The sequence below is a fragment of the Spirosoma pulveris genome (genome assembly GCF_054781875.1).
On record NZ_BAAGTO010000006.1, the window covers coordinates 145,243 to 163,957 of the forward strand.

Here is an 18,715-nt window from a genome sequence, read left to right on the forward strand (position 1 = left end):
CAGGGGCTAAAGCCGAACGCGGCCCGGCCCGTGGGTACGTTACCCCGCCAACTCCTGTAGCGCCTTCACAAAAGCGTCGAGTTCGGCGGTGGTAGTGTATACATGGGGAGTGACGCGCACACCCTGCACCGGGGGCGAGTCGATGGCGACGGTGAATATCTTGTACTTGTCGAGCAGTACTTTTGCCAGCTCGGCGGGTGTTTTCCCGGCTACCCCTACGTTGGCGATGGCGCAGGAGCGGGCGGGTGCTTCGGGCGTGTTCAGGATAATCTTCGGGTTGTGCCGTACCTGATCTGTCCAGTAGCGTTGCAGGTAGCGAAGTCGGGCTTCCTTGCGTTCGATGCCAATACTTTCGTGAAATTTGATGGCGTCCTGAATAGCCAGATCGGTAGCAACGGGGTGCGTTCCGGTATGGTTGAGTTTCCGGATGTCGGTATCGGGAACGCTGCTATCAGCAAACATGGGCCAGATACCGGCAATCTTATCCTTGCGAACATAGAGCATGCCGGCTCCCAGTGGTGTGCCGAGCCATTTGTGCAGGCTACTCGCGTAGTAATCGCAGCCACCGAGATCGGCCAGTTTGAAGTTCAGCTGAGCAAAGGCGTGGGCGCCATCCACCAGCACCTCAACCCCGTGTTTATGCGCCATCTCGGTAATCTGACGGATCGGCAAAATCTGCCCGGTGATGTTCACCATATGGCACACCATCAAGAGCCGGGTTTTGGGCGTAATCGCCCTCTCGTACAGACTTACGATCTCCGCATCGGATTTGGGGTGGTTGGGTAACGAAAGCGTTCGGTTCACAATCCCGTGCCGCCGGGCCTGAAGCTTGAACATATCCTGCATGGCCCCATAATCCTGCTGCGCCATGATGGTTTCGTCGCCCGCTTTCCAGCTCAGTCCGCCAATGACCGTATCCAGCGATTCGGTGGTGTTTCGGGTGATGATCAGTTCGTCGGGGGAACAGCCCAGCAATCGGGCCAGCTGCGTTTGGGATTCCCGTTTATCATCGAACTGGCGCGTCCGCATGTAGTAAGACGACACCGAGTTGATCCGCTGAATGTGTTTCAGGTAACTGTCCATCACGGGCTGTGCCGCCAGCGAGTAATACCCGTTTTCGAGCTGTATAAAGTCCTTCGTAACGGGGTAAGCCGCCCGAATGTCGGTCCAGAAGTCTTCGGTTTGGGCTAGTGTTGCCGAGGGTACATGCGCCACCTTCGCCAGCGTTTCATCCAGACCTGCCCAAGTCGATAAGGCGGCTGTTCCGGCAAGGGATTTCAGGAATTGACGTTTGGAGAGGTTGGACATGGGGATTTGACGTAGATTAAGCGTTTGATGTACGACAAGAAAGAGACCGTCTGCGTGGTGTCAGGTTCTCAAACCTGACAGACAAGGGTGTTTCGATTCTCAAGATCTCGATAAAGACGAGCGTTAGGTTTTGAGAAGCCTAACGCTCGTCTTTATCACCTCTATCGCAAATTCGGAACCGGCAAAACGGGTAGGCTTTCGTTGCCATCTTCGCTGACGGCCTGCACGGCAAAATAATAGTTGTCCTTTGAATAGGGGAGGGTCATGCCGAGTTTGGTCGTGAAGAATTTCTTCTGCCAGAATGGCCAGTAGGTTTCCCGCATCAATACATAATACCCCTTCACTTTGCCTGTCTGTGGTGCCTGCCAGTATAGTACCGTTGCGTTAGTGAGGTTCCGAACATCGACCGTTACTTTCTGGGGGACCGCCGGGGCCTTCGCCAGGTTGGCGAGTGTAGCCAGGTTGATCGCGGTGTTTTTGCGGAGGTATTCGAAATCCATGAACTTGGGGTAGTCGCCGTATTCAATGCCGTTTTCGGTGCGTAGATCCTGGTGCTGATGTTCGTAGTTCTCGTTCATCTCGGTCAGACGAACGGCGGCAAAACCACGCTGTACGTAGGGCGTATGGTCGCCCCCGCGCAGGTACCGGTCATTGCGGTACACCATGACGACCTCCAGATTTTCGACGTACCGCTCTCCGACTTCTTTCAGGTAACGGGCCAGGGTGCGGGCTTTACCATCGTTTTCATTGCCAAACTGCCGGATTTGTCCGATACGTCCGGTCGTGTCTTTCATTAGATTGCCCGGTAACCCTTCGCTGAATACCCGGATGCGAGTGTTGTCGATGATGCGGGTGTCGCTGCTGTTGTTGCTGCCCATAATGTCGTTATTGAGCACCGCTTCGAGGTTCCATTTCTCCTTGATGGCTCGCTCCGACAAGTGTTCCGCACCTAATAAGCCCTGCTCTTCACCCGTCAGCGTGACGAAAATGACTGTGGCCGGAAAGGATGATTTGCTCATGACCCGGCACAGTTCAATGACGGCGGCCGTGCCTGAGCCATCGTCGTTGGCACCCGGCGCGTCCGATTCGCGGTTCATCACGTTCGTGACGCGGCTGTCCATGTGGCCCTGCACAATGAAAACGCGGGTGTCGGTGGGGTCGGTACCTTTCAGGGTGGCCATCACGTTGCCCATGTTGGCGGGCTTGTCCACGCGCCGACCGTCGGGCTGGAGTGTCCAGGTGTCGAGGGTAGCGGTCATGCGCCCACCCGACTGTTTGGCGTACTGGTTGAATTTGCCAAGAATCCACTGGCGGGCGGCACCAAGGCCTTTCTTCGCGACGGGGGCGTTAGCATCGGTTGGAACGCTCAGCGTATGGCGGGTACCAAAACTAACGAGGCCATTGATATGAGCCCGCAGGCTATCGGCCGAAATCTGGCTAATGAGATCTGCGATTTGGGGGTCGCGGTTAACAATGGTTTGTGCGTTGAGTAAGGGTGAAAAAAGAAGGAAAGCGATAAAAAGGAGACGCGATGTACCTGTTTGCATGAGTTTGCTGATTGAATCAGCGAAACTACTAAAAAAGCACAACCCAGCCTAGTTCGCGCTTTTTAGAATGGCTGGGCCAATGAATATTTTGATAAGTAATGTCTGCGCCGAATAATGATGAGCCTTTTTCGGCATCGTTTGCTGCGTATCGTCTCGTGTTTAGTACTATCAGTGCATAACGGGTAAACAGCTTTTGACCGACGTAAGCCCATAAGCCCGTTTATTCCGGATGGTGTAGTTGGCTATCAATTTGCCGTCTTTGTCCCACACGCGTTGGGGGCCGTCCTGTTCACCAAGGGTATAACGGCTTTCTTCCCGTTTCTTACCATCCGGAAAAAAGACGAGCTGCGGTCCATCATATTGATCGTGGCGGTAGTGGAACACGTACCGGGGCTGGCCGTTGGGCCACCACTGTTTATAAATCCCTTCTTTTTTTTCGTTCACGAATCGGCGTTCCAGTAGTTTCTCGCCCGTATTATACCAGCCTTTTGCCAGTCCGTTCTCCCGACCATCCACGATGGGTAATCGGTAAACGATCAGGCCATCTTTTTCCTTCTCGACCATGTAGCCTGAAAACAACGCTCCTTTGTAGTACCAGCCGCTATCGGTTTTTTGCAGCAACGGATCATAATTGACAACCTCTACTGGCGGTGGGTTTCGGGAGTTGTTCAGCCAGAGAAACAAACACGCCCCAAACGAAAGCAGCAGACCGGCGAGCAACCATTTTTTCATACGACGAGCTTAAGAAACGAATAGGTTTATTGAACAACCAGGAACTGGCCCATCATGCCGCCGTCTTCGTGGTTCGAGAAGTGGCAATGGTACATAAAGGCGTTGGTGCTGCTGGCGAAATCATCAAACTTGGCGATCACCGAAACGCTTTCGCCAACGGGTACAAAAACCGTGTCTTTCCAGCCCGATTCGTGCGTACCCACAGCCCCCGAACTTCTCGAAATAATCTTGAACTGAATGTCGTGAATATGGAAGGAGTGCCCGAAAATGTTGTTGTTGGTGATCGTCCATTTTTCAATGGCATTCAGCTTGATCGTGTGGTTAATCCTCGTTTCGCCGTAGAGGTTGTTGTCGAACGAAAAGGCCGTGGCACCCTGTCCGCCGGTGATGGTGATGGTTCGGCTGTTGGTCACGTCGGCATTTGTCCAGTATGTGTTTGTGGTCAACTTGGCCGGAAGGGCCGTGATGCCGGTTGGTGTAGAGGCCTTCACATTAACATGCAGCACGGCAAAATCCTTGTTGTTCAGTAAACTTCCGAAATCCCCGCTGGTACTGGGCTCGCCACCCGGAAAGCCAAAGGCCTGCCCGGCGTTGTACGCCATCAGGTCCAGACTCGACCCAACGGCATCGTTGCCAAGGTTGACCAAAATCTCGACGCGCTCGCCTACCATCATTTTTACCCGCGTTACCGGTACCGGCGTATCCAGTAGTCCACCATCGTTGGTAATAATGTAAAACGTTCGGTTGTCGCTGAAACCCAGGCTGTACCCGCGTTCGATTTCGGCGTTGAGAATGCGCAGCCGCACAAATTGCTTTGGTAAACTCACTTGGGCATTGGCAGTGCCGTTGGTCAACTGATAGTCGCCATAGGCACGATTGGAGAGGTCGAAGGCGTTGGTTGAGGTGTAGTTCCGGCTGGTGAGGATGAGTGGAATATCGTCTTCGCCATAGGTGCGGGGCAGGGCCAGCGCCGATTCAACGGGGTCTTTGATGATGATCAGGCCACCGGCCCCGTAGGTTAGCTGCTCCTTGGTTTTTTCGTGCAGATGCGGGTGATACCAGTAGGTACCCGCATTGTTCTTCACCTCAAACGACGGCGACCAGGTGGTACCAGCGTCGATCATCTGGTGCGGGCCACCGTCCATAACGGCCGGGATATGGAAACCATGCCAGTGGGTGGTTGTTGCTTCCGCCAGGTTGTTGGTCACGTTCAGCTTCACCAGATCGCCCTTATTCATGATCAGCGTAGGACCCCAGAACGACGTGTTGTTATAGCTGTAAGTGTTGGTCACCGAACCCGACCGCAGTTGTTTAGTCGATTTGGCGAGCGTCAGGTTAAAGGTTGTGCCCGATAGCGTAGGCGGAATCCAGAGGTCATTATAGGTCGATGTGCCCGTCGTGGTCGTGGTACTAGTCGTTCCCGTCGTTGATGGCGTAACGGTGTCGTCGGCCTGTTTACTGCAACTGATAACAAACAGGAAGCCCAGAGATACGGTGAGCGTGAGGATTTTTTGCATGGTAGGGCGGTAAAATGAACACTTGGGCAGTGCCGAAACAGGTTGCCAAGGTTCAGATTAGACGACACGACATGCGTATTCCTATGGGTGAGGGTTGAATTTTGGGCGGGGTGAATTTTTTGGGTATTAAACAACATCATTTTATTAAAACCCCAACGAAACCCCTACCCCTGCGGCCAGTTGCCCCGTTACCGGAACAGGAGCCAGGGACATGCCCACGCGGGGTTGACGCAGCAGTTCATTATAGCGCGTGACGGCCTTATTGACCTGCCCGTTCCCGATAATCGAAAGCGTTAACGATGCCGCAATCGAACCTCCGTAAACCGTCCAGTACGTGCCCCCCGTGCGGTTACTGCTCAGTAAAATATACGCCAGCGGTAAGAGTGCCGTCAGGCGACTCAGGGTCGTTACAGTGCGAAATACCTGAAAACGGTGCGACACATCGGGGTCGTTAAGCTCATAGAACGGAATCTCCAGCGAATAGGGCGACGAGAGTTTTTTACCACCGTAGAAGTATACGCTTCCCAATGACGATGAGCCATATGCCCGTTCAATGGGCAGCAGGTGGGCCGGTATGGGCACGGTCCGGTAATGAGCGGTGTCTTCGTCGCGTCGACGCTGGGCGTTGACACTGATCGAAATAGTAAGCAGTAGTAAAGTGAGTAAGGTAACTGTTCGCATAGGGATAGAACGAAAAAAAGTGCCGGTGAGCAGTTATGACCTGTAAAAATAATGACGCTCCCATAGAAAGCGTCATTAGAAAAGGATAAGCAGCAACGTTTACTTTACCACCTTCAGCGTTCCCTGCATCAGCGACGAGTGGCCGGGGAAGGAGCATACGAACTGGTAATCGCCCGGCTCGGTTGGCGCCAGGAAATAGATCGTTTCGGAGGTTTCGGGCTGTAAAATGTTGGTGTGATACAGCACGTTAGACGTAGCGGGTACGTAGTTCATCTTTGGGCCGTTCAGATTAAGCCGAAGAGCCGCATCGCCAACGGCGTTGGCCGCACCGGGTTTCGTGATCACGAAGTTGTGCAGCATGTCGTCGTTGTTGTTGAAGACGAGTTTGATCCGGCTGCCTGCTTTTACCTCCAGTTTATCCGTGTCGAATTTCAGGCCGGGTTTCGTGCCCACCGTCAGCGTTTGATCGGCACCGTTGGCCCAGTCGGCGGGCATGGTTACCGTCCGTTTGGCGTTCACCGATTTTACGTTTTTGCTGGTGGTAACGGCCGCTTTCTTTTCGGCCGCCATCATCTCGGCATGGTCGTGTTTGGCCATGGCAACGGCGCGGGCGGGTAGCGTCAGTTTCTCACCCGGCGCAATGGCGTTGAGCGTGTAATAACCAACCGAGTGCAGCAGCGGCATACCCGACGCCGACCGGACGCCCTCTGCTTTCACTTCATGAATGTAGCCTTCGCGCAGAACGGTGTCGGCCACGATCCGGGCGCTCATCCCATCGGGCGCTACCACAACACCCCGGATGGGTACCGGACGGGCATTTTCAATGGGACTTCCGTAGGTTCTGTGGTATTTGTAAGTGAAGCTGTTCAGGCTGTAGCTTTCGGGACTTTCGGCGGTTTTCCGGTCGACGGGGGCGGTGAAGGTCACTTCAAAGCCATCAGGTTTGGAGGTGATGGTCTTCATCTCGAATGGCATTTTACCCGTCCAGACCAGCCGCTGGATACCATACGGGTCTTTGCCCGTAGCGGCCCAGCCCCGGCTCGTCATACCGACAAACATGGAGCCATCCTGACCCCAAACGGTGCGGATGATACCCGACTGAAACCCTTCGCGGAAGGGGAAACAGGCTCCCTGCCACTCCCCGTTAACTTTTTCAAGCGCCACGCGCATGATTTTGCTGTGGCCCTGATCACCCACGAACAGTTGCCCGGCAAACGGTCCGAAAGCGCCTTTGGTGGTATCTTCCTTGAAGTCGGAGGTCGAAATGCCCATCAGCGTGTGCGGAAACCAGACGGCGGGTACTTTCAGCTCTTTAACGGTTTTTGCCACCTCAAACATGGGCTTGCCTGTGCTGGGGACCTCTTCCGGCTTGAGCGATAAAGGCGAACCCGGCTCACCCGACCAGCGCAGACCGGCGGGATTCCCGGCAAAAGCGCCTTTGGTCAGGTTCGTCATCCGGCCTGAGCCAACCCAGTCGCCCTGATTCTCGGTGTAGAAAATGCTGCCATCGTGCAGAATACCGAACCCGGCGGGCGACCGAAGACCCGTTGCCCAGGGTGTCATTTCGCCTTTTTCGGTTAGTTTGAGCATCCAGCCGCGCCATTTGGCCAGGCTGGCTCCGTACCCGATCCAGTCGAGGTTGAGGGTAATGATCATGTCGCCATCGGGCAGCAGCACGGGACCGTAGCTGTATTCATGGTAATTGCCCGACAGAGGCCATTTGTAAAATGAGCGATACTCGTCCGCTACGTCGTCGCCGTCGTTATCGACCAGTTTCGTGACTTCGCCCCGCTGCGTGCAGAGGAAGTACCCTTTTGGGTGCCACATCAGGCCCAACGGCTCGTGCAAACCCGACGCAAACTTTTTATAGGTTGGTACGCGGCTGCCTTGCATGTAGGGGTTGCTGATGATCCAGACCTCGCCCCGGCGGGTACAAGCGGCCAGACGGCCATCGGGCAGGGGAGCCAGGCCACCCACTTCGAGTTTTATCGTTTCCGGAATCGGTAAGGTCACGATTCGGTAGTAATCCTCTTCCGTAGCCGGGCGCTGAGCCAGTGCAGTCGAGAGGGGGAGTAAAAGAGCAAGAAGAAGACCGGGTAGGGGCATTAATTTTTTCATAGTCTGATTAAGTTCAGGACGTATACTATAAAAGCGGAGAAGAGCGAAACGTCAGGCAATTCGTAAGCCATTCGGCGTTGGCCGTTCGGTTTGGAGCAGGGTTACGGTACCATCGTCGGCAACGGCACCCAGCACCAGGCATTCGCTCATGAAGGTGGCAATTTGTTTGGGTGGGAAATTCACCACGGCCACCACCTGTTTGCCGATCAGGTTGTCGGGTTGATAAAGTTTCGTGAGTTGTGCCGAAGTCCGTTTGGTGCCTAATTCGCCGAAATCAATGGTCAGTTTATAGGCCGGTTTGCGTGCCTGCGGGAACGCTTCAACCGCTACGACGGTACCCGCTCGAATGTCTACTTTCTCGAAGTCAGCCCAGGTGATACTCTCATTCATCAACATTCACGAAAACATTAAAAAACAATCGAATACTGCACCGATCCTGCCCCGTTTTTCACATCGACGGGTAGCAATACTTCCTGCTTTCCGTTGCTCTGCCGCACTTTTACTTTGGCTTTGGGATCGAAACGTATGTAGTAACTGCGGTCGTTGATGGCATAAACACCCTTGCTCACTTCGTCGACGGTGGTTCCGGCGGCTACCCGGCAGTAGGGCGTACCATCCGGCGAACCTTTTAGGGTCAGTGTCCGCACCAGGGCGTTACCTTCCGGGCGGATCGCATCGGTAACGGCGGCACCGGCCAGTGTATACTCCATGGTAGGTATGCCCTGTTTATCGACCGTCAGGCCTTTGTATTGCAGAATGTTTTCGCCGAGACTGTCGGGCCAGGCCGTAGCGTCGTTCGTCAGCACCATCAGGGGCGACTGAGCCGGTAGCCGGACAGGTACGCCCATCGGGCTCAGCAGCTGCGGTTCGCCCCGCTCATACCACATTTCAGTTACGTCGGCAAAATCGCCTTTCCAAGTTTGTATCAGCGCCATCTGGTTCAGGTCGACAGTATAGTGTACCCCTTCCGGCGAACCAACGGACAGGCTGTGGGTGCGTTTGGTCTTTTCGCCCGGCAACTGCACGAAGGAGCGAACCAGTTCCGCTTTTGTGGTCGGTTTAACGCTTACCACTGCCACGGGATCAGGCTCGGGGAGCGACGATAAGGAGTGAAGCGGTTGTGGGCGGGTACCCACCTGCGATACAAATAAACCCAGTCCGGGCCGGAACCAGGACCTCGAAAAATAGACGTCTACCGTGTGTGGACCCGCTGTGAGGGTCGTGGTGCCGAAGCTGGACTGCCCTAGTTCCCGGTGGTCGGTTGGAATAACTTCTTTGCCATCAATCCACACGCCCCCAACGCCACCCCGGTTTAGCTCAAATTGATAGTCTCCGGCCTGAAGGGCATTCAGTTTGCCCGAAAACAGGATGGAATACTGGCGAGGCTGGCCATACGACACTTCGTAGGTGAGCAGGGTGGTGGTGTCCTGTTTCAGAACCTTTTTACTGCGGGCCTCATCGCGGCTGGTCACGTAGCCGCCTTCAACGATGGTGTAGCTAACCGGGCCGCTCCACTGCGCTACCGTTCGGGGCGACATGACCCGGTAACCAACGTTACGGATCGCTACTGAACCAGTTTTGGTCATGATCGTCAGCGGCCCCAGTTTGGTATTGTTGAGCGTTTGGCTTTCGCGCACCGTTACGCCGTTAAGAGCCAGTTTTTCGAGCAGAGCGGGCCGGTTGGCACTGCCGGTTTTGTACCATACATCAACGGTTTGCCACAAACCGGGGGCTTTGGTCAGCCGGGCAAGTTCCTGGGTACCGGCAAACGAAATTGCCTGACCCGTGGGCAACGTCAGCACCAGATCGGCGTTGGCGGATAGCAGCACATCGAAGCGAAGCCGAAAATCATCGGTGGGCGTCAACAGCGTCAGCGGTTCTGTAGAACCGGTCAGGATGGTGCTGCCGGGCTGTGTTCGCATGGACGTCACGTCGGCCGTTGGGGATACCGAACCGACCAGCTGCCAGCCAGCGGGCCGTGTTAGTTGAGCCAGCGAAACGGTTGGTAACTCTTTCTGTGCGTAAAGCGGCAGGGCCAGAAGCCAACTTAACAGCAGAAGTGTACTCTGATTAAAAAACAAGGTAATCCGTTTAGTCATATATCTATTCATGTAGAAATGGCTACTATTGTAGTCATCAAAAATACACAAACAAGCTGGTCTACTTACAGACCACAAAAACTTTTGTCCGCTACCTCCCGTTTACCGGGTGTTGACGCGTGCAATGCGTAACCCAAGCAACTTTTTACCATGAAAGCAATCGTACTTTTAGTTACGGCAACAACGACCTTAGCACTGGCTGGTCCTGGCACTATGAGGCCCGGTAAGGCAACAAAATCAGTTCCTGCAAAGCCTCACACGGTGTCGGCGACCCGCGCGGCCATAGCGCCTGATCCTGATAATGGCGGCCTTAAACTAACGAATGGATTTCGGGCCCTCGTCTTTGCCGATAACCTCGGTAAAGCCCGCCACCTTGCGGTCGACAATGCCGGAACGGTGTTTGTGAAACTTGAAAAACTCAATGAAGGCAAAGGCATCGTTGAGCTGATCGACGCCAATGGCGATGGACGCGCCGACGAGACCATTAAGTTCAGTGACAATACCGGCACGGGGATGGCTATTTACAATGGCTACATGTATGCCTCGTCCGACACGTCGGTATATCGGTACAAACTGACGAATGGCAAGGTGATGGAGACGACACCCATGGAGCCGATCATTACGGGCCTGACGCTGCAACGTCAGCACGCCAGCAAGTCGCTGGCCATCTCGCCGGATGGCAAGTTGTTCGTTAATTTCGGTGCCCCCTCAAACGCCTGCCAGGAAAAAGACCGGCAGAAGGGTTCTAAAGGCATGGACCCCTGCCCGATTCTGGAAGAGTACGGCGGCATCTGGCAGTTCGACGCCAACAAATTGAATCAGCATAAAGCCGATGGAAAGCGCTACGCTACCGGTATTCGTAACGCGGTTGCCCTGGACTGGAATACCGCCAACAATACACTCTACGCCATGCAGCACGGCCGCGACAACCTGAACAACTGGGGCGGAATCTTCACCGACGAGTACAGTGCCGAGTTTCCTTCCGAAGAGATGCTGATGGTGAAAGAGGGGTCGGACTTTGGCTGGCCATACTGCTTCAACAACCACGAGAAGAACCAGAAACTGCTGGCCCCTGAATACGGTGGCGATGGCTCGAAAGTAGACCGTTGTGCCGGAAAAGATAAGCCCATTATGGCATTTCCGGGACACTGGGCACCCAATGACCTGCTGTTCTACACCGGAAACGCTTTCCCGGCGCGGTACAAAAACGGTGCATTTGTGTGTTTTCACGGGTCCTGGAACCGCGCTCCGCTGAAACAGGGCGGCTATTTTGTGGCGTTTATTCCATTTGGAAAAGACGGACGGCCATCGGGTAAGTACGAAGTATTTGCCGAAAACTTTGCCGGTGTAGCCGAAGAAGGTAAACCTGGTACCAATGTCAACGCGGGTAAGCTGGACCTGGCCAGCCCCGGTGATGCGAAAGCCCGGCCGGTTGGTCTGGCTCAGGGACCCGACGGCTCCTTATACATTTCCGACTCGGTAAAAGGTAAGGTGTGGCGGGTGATGTATATGGCCAAAAAATAACTATATGCCTCATAGTCGATTGATTGGGGTAAGTAGTTGATAATAAGCCTCCTGATATCTGTTTTCTCTTTGAAAAGCGTACTCTCTGTGTAGGGTACGCTTTTTTTATGCAGGCTGGAGCCGGTCCATAAACCTGGTTTTTATCCAGATCGCTACACCTTAATTGGTCATGATTCGCTGAAGTAAGCCGTACCTACAGGGCCGTTGCTACGACGGTAACGTAATAAAATCCCCCCACAGCGGGCCCGGCAGTGAAGGTGGTATAGGGCCGGTTAAGCAGATTGGTACCGCCCACTTTAAACGACAGCGAATTGACCGATTGGCCAAGGTTAGGGAGGGCGTAGCTAAGTTGCGCGTCGAAAGTGTTTATGGCCGGGACAACGCCCGTTGCCAGTGACGACTGCCACAGGAAGGAGCTTTGGTATTTGTAGTTTACCGAAAACCCGAGGTTTTGCCAGAGTGTCGGATTCGAAACGCCCACGTTCGTGATCCATCTTGGCGTATTAAAGGCTTCTTCCAGCCCATCGCCCTGGTCGGTGCGATCCAGTTTGGCCAGCGAGGCATTGCCCGAAATCACCCAGTCTCGACCCGCTGCATACCGAAGCCCCAGGCTCGATCCGTAGTTATACACTTTCGTTTTCGAGTTGGTCCATAGGCGGTAGCGGTCCTGCTGATTCCGGTCGGAGAGGTAATAGGCCAGCGAATCGGGGTTCTTGCCCTTGGGAATGTTGGCCTCTACCTGCGCGATGAAATTACGGTAAACGTTAAAATAGAAATCAACGTCCACGTACAGCTTTTTGTCGGAAAACAGCCCTTTGTATCCCACTTCGATGCTGTTTACCTGCTCGGGTTTCAGGTAAGTATAGGTGTTGGGCCTCAACAGCCCTTTGTTCTTTTGAATCGCCTGTTCGGTCGTCAGTTTATTGATGTTGACATCCGTATTGAGAGCCGCCTGAAACGCATCGATAGAGGTACGCAGATACGAGTTCTCGAAAATGCCCTGCGACATGATCTTCAGCCCGCCAACGCGCTTCACCCCACCGGAGTTGACATTGGAAAATGCCTCGAACAACGACGGAAACCGGTAGCCGGTCTGGTACGATGCCCGGAACGTATGGTTTTCGGCGGGCGAAAATACCGCTGATATCCGGGGGTTGACTTTCGGGTCAAAATAGGTGTTTTTGTCGACGCGGATCGACCCGCTGAGTTTTAGTTTATCGCCGAAAAAGGAGCGTGATGCCTGCACAAAACCCCCGGTTTTGCCATAGATCAGGTTATTGCTGGTCTTGTCCGGGTTGATAAAGTAATTACCGTCGGGGAAGACCACGTAGCGCCGGAAGTCCAGACCCGCCAGCAGGTCGATGCCGGTTTTCTGCCGGAAACTCGCCCACAAGACACGGGTTGGCTCTACCTGCGCTTCGGCATGGTATAGCCACGATTTCACCCGCAGAGCCGCGCCAACATCCCAGTTGTTGATGTCGCGGAGTTTATCCACTTGCTGGTTAAAGGTTTCCGAACCCGGTTGCGGACGGCCTGCATCGGCCGTGGTTCGGGCGGTGCGGAGGGCGTCGGCTATGGATTGGCCGGTTGTGGTACGGCTCATGAACTGGTTCGAAAAGTCGGTAAACCACTGGTTGTCGGATTTAAACGACTTATCTATATTTTCGGCCATCGATCGGATGTTGTAGGAGTCGCCCGTGTTTTCGCGCGTTCGGTAGGCCCGGATCTGCACCGAGGGTGATGTGAGCGTAAGGCCGTGCTGGTCGAGCAGGTAGTTCTCCAGCCGGAAGCGGTTCGTGCGTTGATACACGTTGTTGAGCGTAGCGGCTTTATACTGGTAGGAGAGAGTCAGGTTCGGACGAATTCGCCAGTATAAACCTACATCACCCCGGAGATTTCGGAGGCTCAGATCCGTGATGTCGTTCTCAAAATAACCCGTTCGGGATACCACATATTTTTTCCCGCCCAGCGTCAGTGTTCGCCGGTTGGCCGACTCATCGCCGTAGTTGTTGACCAGGTCGCTGCCCGGATTGTTCGCACCCGTCAGGCCCAGTGAGGTGTTGGCGTTAGGGTTCAGGTCCAACTGGTCGCGGGCAATCCAGTCGTAGCCGCTCTGGTAGGTAAGGTTAATTTTGACCGCCACCCGCGACCCCACCGTCCGGGCATACCGCAGACTGGTCTCGCTGTAAACTGTGGCCGTAACCAGCGGATCATTAACATGATTGACTGCTGTTTTCTGGCTCATACTCAGGCCCGGCGACGAAAAAGGATCTTTGGTTATCAGTTGCGCCAGACCATTGAGGGCGTTGAGGCCGTAAAGTGCCGAAGCCGCACCGGGTACAATCTCCACCCGTTGAATATCCAGATCGGAGGGGGCGAGTGCGTTGGCGATCGGCGCTCCAATATGCGGTGCCTGGTTGTCCATACCATCCACCAACTGCACGAAGCGCACATTGGTCGGGTTGGCAAAGCCGCGCGTGTTGTACACCTTGAACCCTAAGCTTGATGTCAGTAATTGAACGCCTTTGAGGTTTTCAATTGCGTCGAAATAGGAGGGCTGAGCCGACAGTCGAATCTGCCGGGCGTCGAGTAATTCAATGCTTACGGGCGATTTAAGGACATTTTCGGGAATGCGTGAAGCCGTAATAACAATCTCGTTGAGCTGAATTTTGCGCAGCGAATCCTTCGGGCTGATCGTGCTGTCGGGTAGCATATCGGCCTGTGCGTATGAACAGATCAGCAAAAGAACCAGTAAAAGGTAGCGCATAAATCGTTATTTCCGTCGAAATATAACGACCGATATGTTTTGACGGAAATAACGGGTGTCTCTTTACATCGAAAAGTGATGGAGCGGCCTGGCTGATAGATGGTGTTACTACCGTAAAATGAGTATACCTTTACACCTTTATAATAGACAATAAGTAGGTCGATTTATGGAAAAGATCCCACCAATAGATGTATTACTAGAAAACTATATATTACACATCGGTGCCAGATACATCGCACTACTATCTCCGGAGGATCAGACCAGTTTAATAAATCTGGTAAATCAAGTTGGAAAATCTCCTTCTGACGACTGCCCAACAGCTTATCAGCCACTTAAAAAGCCTGACAAATCATTGGCTAACAGTCCTTTCGGTCGTTTGGAGCAGCAGTGGCAGGAAGCTTTAGTCGGCTCTCCGGTAAAAGAACCATGTTCAACGGAATCGTCGAGGATGTTTTTTCAGCGAGCACTCTTAGTTAACCAACGGGAGATCGAGTCTACGCTGTCATCCATTAAACGAATGGATAAACTCATTGCCCGAGCTGAAACGACTTGTCATAGGTCTGACCAACAAGACAAACTAATTGAGCATTACCGGTCTGTTCAAGTCAGTTTTACAACACGTTTAGAACAACTGAAATCGTTTCGGGAAAGACGGATGGGTTCGCGCTTTGCCAGTAGCGAAATAGAGTAACCCCTAACTGGCATAGGCATTGGCTCGTGCCAGCCTTCTCAGGGTAAATTCGCTAGTTCGTCGGCCAGGAATTTCTGAAATCGCTCCTGTAGGCCCCGGTAGTGATTGAGGTACTTTTCGCCTTCGGGCGTTATGATCGTGCCACCGCCTTTTTCACCTCCGGTTTGCGTTACCACCAGTGGCGTGCTGGCCTGGGTATTCATCGAATGAACCATTTCCCAGGCCCGTTTATACGACATGTTCATGGCTTTGGCGGCCTGATTGATGGAGCCGGTACGCTGGATGTGGCCCAGTAATTCCAGGCGACCAATGCCCATGAATCGGTCGGCGGTATCGTTCGACAGTGTTTCAAGCCAGATGCGGCCGTTGATGCGGAGGTTCATGCCGGAAACAAACGTTTGTTTGAGAGGCTAAAGTACGACGGATTCACTAGTTCACGGCTCGTTTCACACCCAACCGCCCGAACGTGCCTTTTAATCGAACCAGCTCTCTATTCTTCAGACTGATCGAATCTTTGGCCTGCTGGCTGATGTTCCGGGCTACACTGTCGGACATGAACCAGCCGAGAGGATATTTCTCGTTGTAGGCTAGTCGGAGGGTCAGGTAGTTGGTTTTTGGGTTGGTGAACCGGTCCATGAAGGAGTTGAACATATTGTCGCGGGTAACGGAGCCGTTGTCCCAGGCATTTAGAAACGCCAGCAACGGAATCTGGATCTCCTGCAGAATAGACCGCTTGTGTGGCAGATTGCCAATACTATTACTATTCTGAATGAAGAGCACGTAGGGAATAACCGTGACCCGCTCGGTCGTGTCGAGCCGACGAATGGACGGAACGAGGTTGTTCAATAGCTGAATGCAGGTTTCCACACCCGAATTATCGAAGTAGCCGCCATCAACCACGTGTCCGCCATATGGCTGTATGCGACCTTTACCAACGGCAGTATCTTTCTGAATCAGCCCGCCGTTGGTCACAATGGGAAATCGACTGCATAACGAAGCCGCCGTCTTGAGGGGAATATCCGTTTCCAGCACATCCAGGGTAGAGACCACATTTTTGAAATAACGTGCGTCGAGATTCAGGTTCGAGGTGATAGTTTTCTGCCCCGATTCGGCCAGAGTGCCGTTGAGCAGCAGTGAGGGCAGGTTATAATTATAACCCGCCCGTGTCTGGTACAACTGCGTCAGCGACGAATCGAGGGTAGACAACGCCAGGTTGTTGTAGTAGGAAGCCGCCCACGAGTCTTCGAGCCATTTGGCACGCTCCAGCGAGGGCACCGGCGCCGGAATAAGCCGCTGCACGGATTCGGGAAAGAGCAGCGCCGACGATACGCCCGATAAATAATCATCCCGAATCACTTTCCGAAACTGCTCGAAGGTGCGGGTGCGGTCGGCTTCAGCAAAATCGCGCAGGAAGGCCGTGTAAAAAACCGTGCCCACGCCCCCGCCTGATACGCCACTCAGCGCGTACACATGCCGACTGAAGCCCGGAATGATGGAGTCGAGCCGGATGAGCGTCTCGGCGGTCCAGTTCAATGCACGAATGCCTCCGCCTTCGGCTGCTACCAGTACCAGCGGAATGGTATCGCCATCCTCCTGCCGACGGGCCGCTACCCATTGGGCAAAATGGGCTTCGACGGTCGGGCGTTGCGAAATGGGCGGCACTGTATTGTCCGTGGCCTGCCGAACCGCCGTATTATCGTTAAATGCACTGATGATAACCAGGTAGCCCACCGTTATCAGCACCAGCGGACGGTAGCGGTAGTCATTGAAGTATACCACCACACTGCCCCAGAAGGTGTACATCGTAATACCGAAAATAATAATAGCCGTGGGGCGCAGCCGCTGGGCCAGCCCCCATTGGACCGGCAGGCTAAAGAACGCAATCAAAAACAGGGTCAGCACAACGCCCGTCCGGATCACCAGCCGCCCCAGGGGATGCCGCCACAACCCCCGGATATCCTGCTTAAAATTGGTGTACCGGTCCGAAAAACGCCAGTGATCGGGTAATTCAAAAACAGAGACGTTGCGTTCTACCCAAAGGAATTGGACGAGCATCGAGCCGCTTTCCAACAGGAGCAGATACGGTTGCCAGCGGTCGGGTTTCCAGAACGCGTACGCCAGAATCAGGGCCGGAATAACTCCCCCGACTTTAGGAAGCCATCGGAGCAACACGTCACATTCTTTATTGATGCGAAGGCCAACGGGTGAAATATGCAGAATCATACGCGTACAGCCATACACGAGCCAGCTCCAGACCAGTGTGCTAAGCAATATGTACTGGAATAGCCGATGAAAAACGCCATCGTCGATCACGGCATTGATCATGTCGCCTGCCTGATCGGGAACGGTCAGGATATAGAGCGAGAGTAGGAGGGTAATGATAATGATAAAGGCATTGCGCTGCGTCTGGTAAAACGCGATGGTGTAATTTCTAAGGTGCTCTGTAAACGACGGTGGTGTACTGGGCTGCACAGGAAATAGGATTGAATCGTCAATGAATTGAATGTACTCCTTTGCCGTTTCCCGGCGATCAAATCATTCGTTAAGTTCTAACAAAATCTATTCATATAACGTCTGCAGTCTCAATTCCAGTCATACTTTCCGGTCGATAGTTTCTTCGCCCGGTGCATCTACAGACCCCGCCATTTTCTTTTGCGTACCTTTGCGGAAAACCACCAGCTATATAACCTAAATGGACGTAAAAGACAGCAACGGGACAATCCTCGCCGAAGGAGATTCGGTTAAGTTGATCAAAGACTTGAAAGTAAGAGGATCATCGGCCACCCTGAAGCGGGGAACCGTCGTAAAAAACATTCGGCTTACCGACGATGCGGAGGAAATTGAAGGCAAGGTCGAGAAAACGGTAATGGTGCTGAAAACGATGTTTTTGCAGAAGGTGTAACCGCCAGAACTATTGCTTAAATCCCTGCCACGGTTATCCTGTAACGCACCAGGTAACCGTGGCAGGGGTCTAAAAAAAAGGCTACCCTTCAGCCTAAATCCGGCCGTTCGCCCCGCCGGATCGCATTCACCAGATTGTGCGCCCGGCGGGTGGGCTCTGGAATACGGTAGCCACCGTTGCAGGCCAGCGTCAGCGAAATGGCCGTTTCGAGGTCGATCAGATTGCCCGGCGACACATACACCGGATTGACCTTGTTCTTCGTGCGCAATGCCGCCCCGATCACTTCATTATAATGCCGCATCGGCGACCAGTTGCCGCGTTCCGGTGCCGGTTCGTCATACTTGCCTACCAGCACCGATTTGCCGCAGCCAAACGTCGGTCGGTTCAGGAACAGGCCTGCGTGGGAGGCAATCCCGATCCGGCGCGGATGGGCCGTCCCATGACCGTCGAACATCACCACATCGGGTTCGGTCTTGAGTTTTTGCCAGGCCAGCAGCAGCGACGGAATCTCGCGAAACGAAAGCAATCCCGGAATGTAAGGGAACGGTGCCATGCTCACCACGCCCGTTTCTTCGATGGTTTCGAGCGTATCGAGCCGCAGCACCACAATACCAGCATACACCGTCTCCTCGAACTTGTTGAACGAAATATCGCAGCCCGCAATGGTTTCGGCTGGTTTGGTCAGGGGTTCGATGCGAATCTGGCCGCGTAACTGATTTTGCAGGACGACAGCTTCGGTGGGCGATACATTCCAGTCGTGTAAGGGTTGGTAAGTGGCCATAGGCAGATATGATTCGTGTCTATCTAACTCACCGGATTGTACAAGGGT

Annotated in this window: 15 protein-coding genes; 3 read left to right on the forward strand and 12 right to left on the reverse strand. The window is 53.8% G+C overall.

Annotated features, from left to right (window positions below):
• Positions 1-39 precede the first annotated feature (39 nt).
• From ACYVJM_RS20320 to ACYVJM_RS20355, 8 genes are all read right to left on the reverse strand, one after another.
• Entirely contained in the window at positions 40-1,308 is a 1,269-nt protein-coding gene (locus ACYVJM_RS20320; RefSeq protein ID WP_461150065.1) for an aminotransferase class V-fold PLP-dependent enzyme, read from the reverse strand.
• Positions 1,309-1,469: 161 nt separating this feature from the next.
• Positions 1,470-2,855 carry a M20/M25/M40 family metallo-hydrolase gene (locus tag ACYVJM_RS20325; RefSeq protein WP_461150066.1) on the reverse strand — a complete coding sequence of 462 codons (1,386 nt, stop codon included), beginning with the start codon at positions 2,853-2,855 and terminating at the stop codon, positions 1,470-1,472.
• Positions 2,856-3,023: 168 nt separating this feature from the next.
• Positions 3,024-3,587 (reverse strand): toxin-antitoxin system YwqK family antitoxin, encoded by a 564-nt coding sequence (locus ACYVJM_RS20330; protein ID WP_461150067.1) that lies wholly within the window; start codon positions 3,585-3,587, stop codon positions 3,024-3,026.
• Between the two features lie 26 nt (positions 3,588-3,613).
• The gene (locus ACYVJM_RS20335) at positions 3,614-5,104 is read right to left on the reverse strand and encodes a multicopper oxidase family protein (RefSeq protein ID WP_461150068.1); all 1,491 of its coding nucleotides are present in this window, start codon (positions 5,102-5,104) and stop codon (positions 3,614-3,616) included.
• A 144-nt stretch (positions 5,105-5,248) separates the two neighbouring features.
• Positions 5,249-5,785, reverse strand: coding sequence for a hypothetical protein (locus ACYVJM_RS20340; protein ID WP_461150069.1), 537 nt, complete (start codon positions 5,783-5,785; stop codon positions 5,249-5,251).
• A 99-nt stretch (positions 5,786-5,884) separates the two neighbouring features.
• A complete protein-coding gene (locus tag ACYVJM_RS20345; protein ID WP_461150070.1) occupies positions 5,885-7,903 on the reverse strand; it encodes a plastocyanin/azurin family copper-binding protein in 2,019 nt (672 codons plus the stop codon).
• A gap of 51 nt (positions 7,904-7,954) precedes the next feature.
• Positions 7,955-8,293: a tRNA-binding protein gene (locus ACYVJM_RS20350; protein ID WP_461150071.1), complete on the reverse strand. Its 339-nt coding sequence runs from the start codon at positions 8,291-8,293 to the stop codon at positions 7,955-7,957.
• A 17-nt stretch (positions 8,294-8,310) separates the two neighbouring features.
• Positions 8,311-10,002 carry a hypothetical protein gene (locus tag ACYVJM_RS20355; RefSeq protein ID WP_461150072.1) on the reverse strand — a complete coding sequence of 564 codons (1,692 nt, stop codon included), beginning with the start codon at positions 10,000-10,002 and terminating at the stop codon, positions 8,311-8,313.
• A gap of 150 nt (positions 10,003-10,152) precedes the next feature.
• Here ACYVJM_RS20355 and ACYVJM_RS20360 point away from each other — a divergent pair, with 150 nt between their 5' ends.
• On the forward strand, positions 10,153-11,526 hold the full coding sequence (locus tag ACYVJM_RS20360) for a PQQ-dependent sugar dehydrogenase (RefSeq protein ID WP_461150073.1): 1,374 nt from the start codon (positions 10,153-10,155) through the stop codon (positions 11,524-11,526).
• A gap of 193 nt (positions 11,527-11,719) precedes the next feature.
• Here the strand turns inward: ACYVJM_RS20360 and ACYVJM_RS20365 are convergent, their stop codons facing one another.
• Entirely contained in the window at positions 11,720-14,293 is a 2,574-nt protein-coding gene (locus ACYVJM_RS20365) for a TonB-dependent receptor plug domain-containing protein (RefSeq protein WP_461150074.1), read from the reverse strand.
• 166 nt (positions 14,294-14,459) lie between these two features.
• Between ACYVJM_RS20365 and ACYVJM_RS20370 the strand changes: the two genes are divergently transcribed.
• Positions 14,460-14,984, forward strand: a complete 525-nt coding sequence (locus ACYVJM_RS20370) for a hypothetical protein (protein WP_461150075.1) — start codon at positions 14,460-14,462, stop codon at positions 14,982-14,984.
• Between the two features lie 38 nt (positions 14,985-15,022).
• Here the strand turns inward: ACYVJM_RS20370 and ACYVJM_RS20375 are convergent, their stop codons facing one another.
• Both ACYVJM_RS20375 and ACYVJM_RS20380 read right to left on the reverse strand, forming a co-directional pair.
• The gene (locus tag ACYVJM_RS20375; RefSeq protein ID WP_461150076.1) at positions 15,023-15,367 is read right to left on the reverse strand and encodes a winged helix-turn-helix domain-containing protein; all 345 of its coding nucleotides are present in this window, start codon (positions 15,365-15,367) and stop codon (positions 15,023-15,025) included.
• A 46-nt stretch (positions 15,368-15,413) separates the two neighbouring features.
• Positions 15,414-17,456 (reverse strand): hypothetical protein, encoded by a 2,043-nt coding sequence (locus ACYVJM_RS20380; RefSeq protein ID WP_461150077.1) that lies wholly within the window; start codon positions 17,454-17,456, stop codon positions 15,414-15,416.
• 220 nt (positions 17,457-17,676) lie between these two features.
• On the opposite strand from ACYVJM_RS20380, the gene ACYVJM_RS20385 reads away from it, so the two are divergent.
• Positions 17,677-17,886, forward strand: a complete 210-nt coding sequence (locus ACYVJM_RS20385) for an alkylphosphonate utilization protein (protein WP_461150078.1) — start codon at positions 17,677-17,679, stop codon at positions 17,884-17,886.
• A gap of 88 nt (positions 17,887-17,974) precedes the next feature.
• Here ACYVJM_RS20385 and nfi read toward each other — a convergent pair whose 3' ends face one another.
• Positions 17,975-18,667 carry a deoxyribonuclease V gene (nfi, locus tag ACYVJM_RS20390; protein ID WP_461150079.1) on the reverse strand — a complete coding sequence of 231 codons (693 nt, stop codon included), beginning with the start codon at positions 18,665-18,667 and terminating at the stop codon, positions 17,975-17,977.
• Positions 18,668-18,715: the final 48 nt, after the last annotated feature.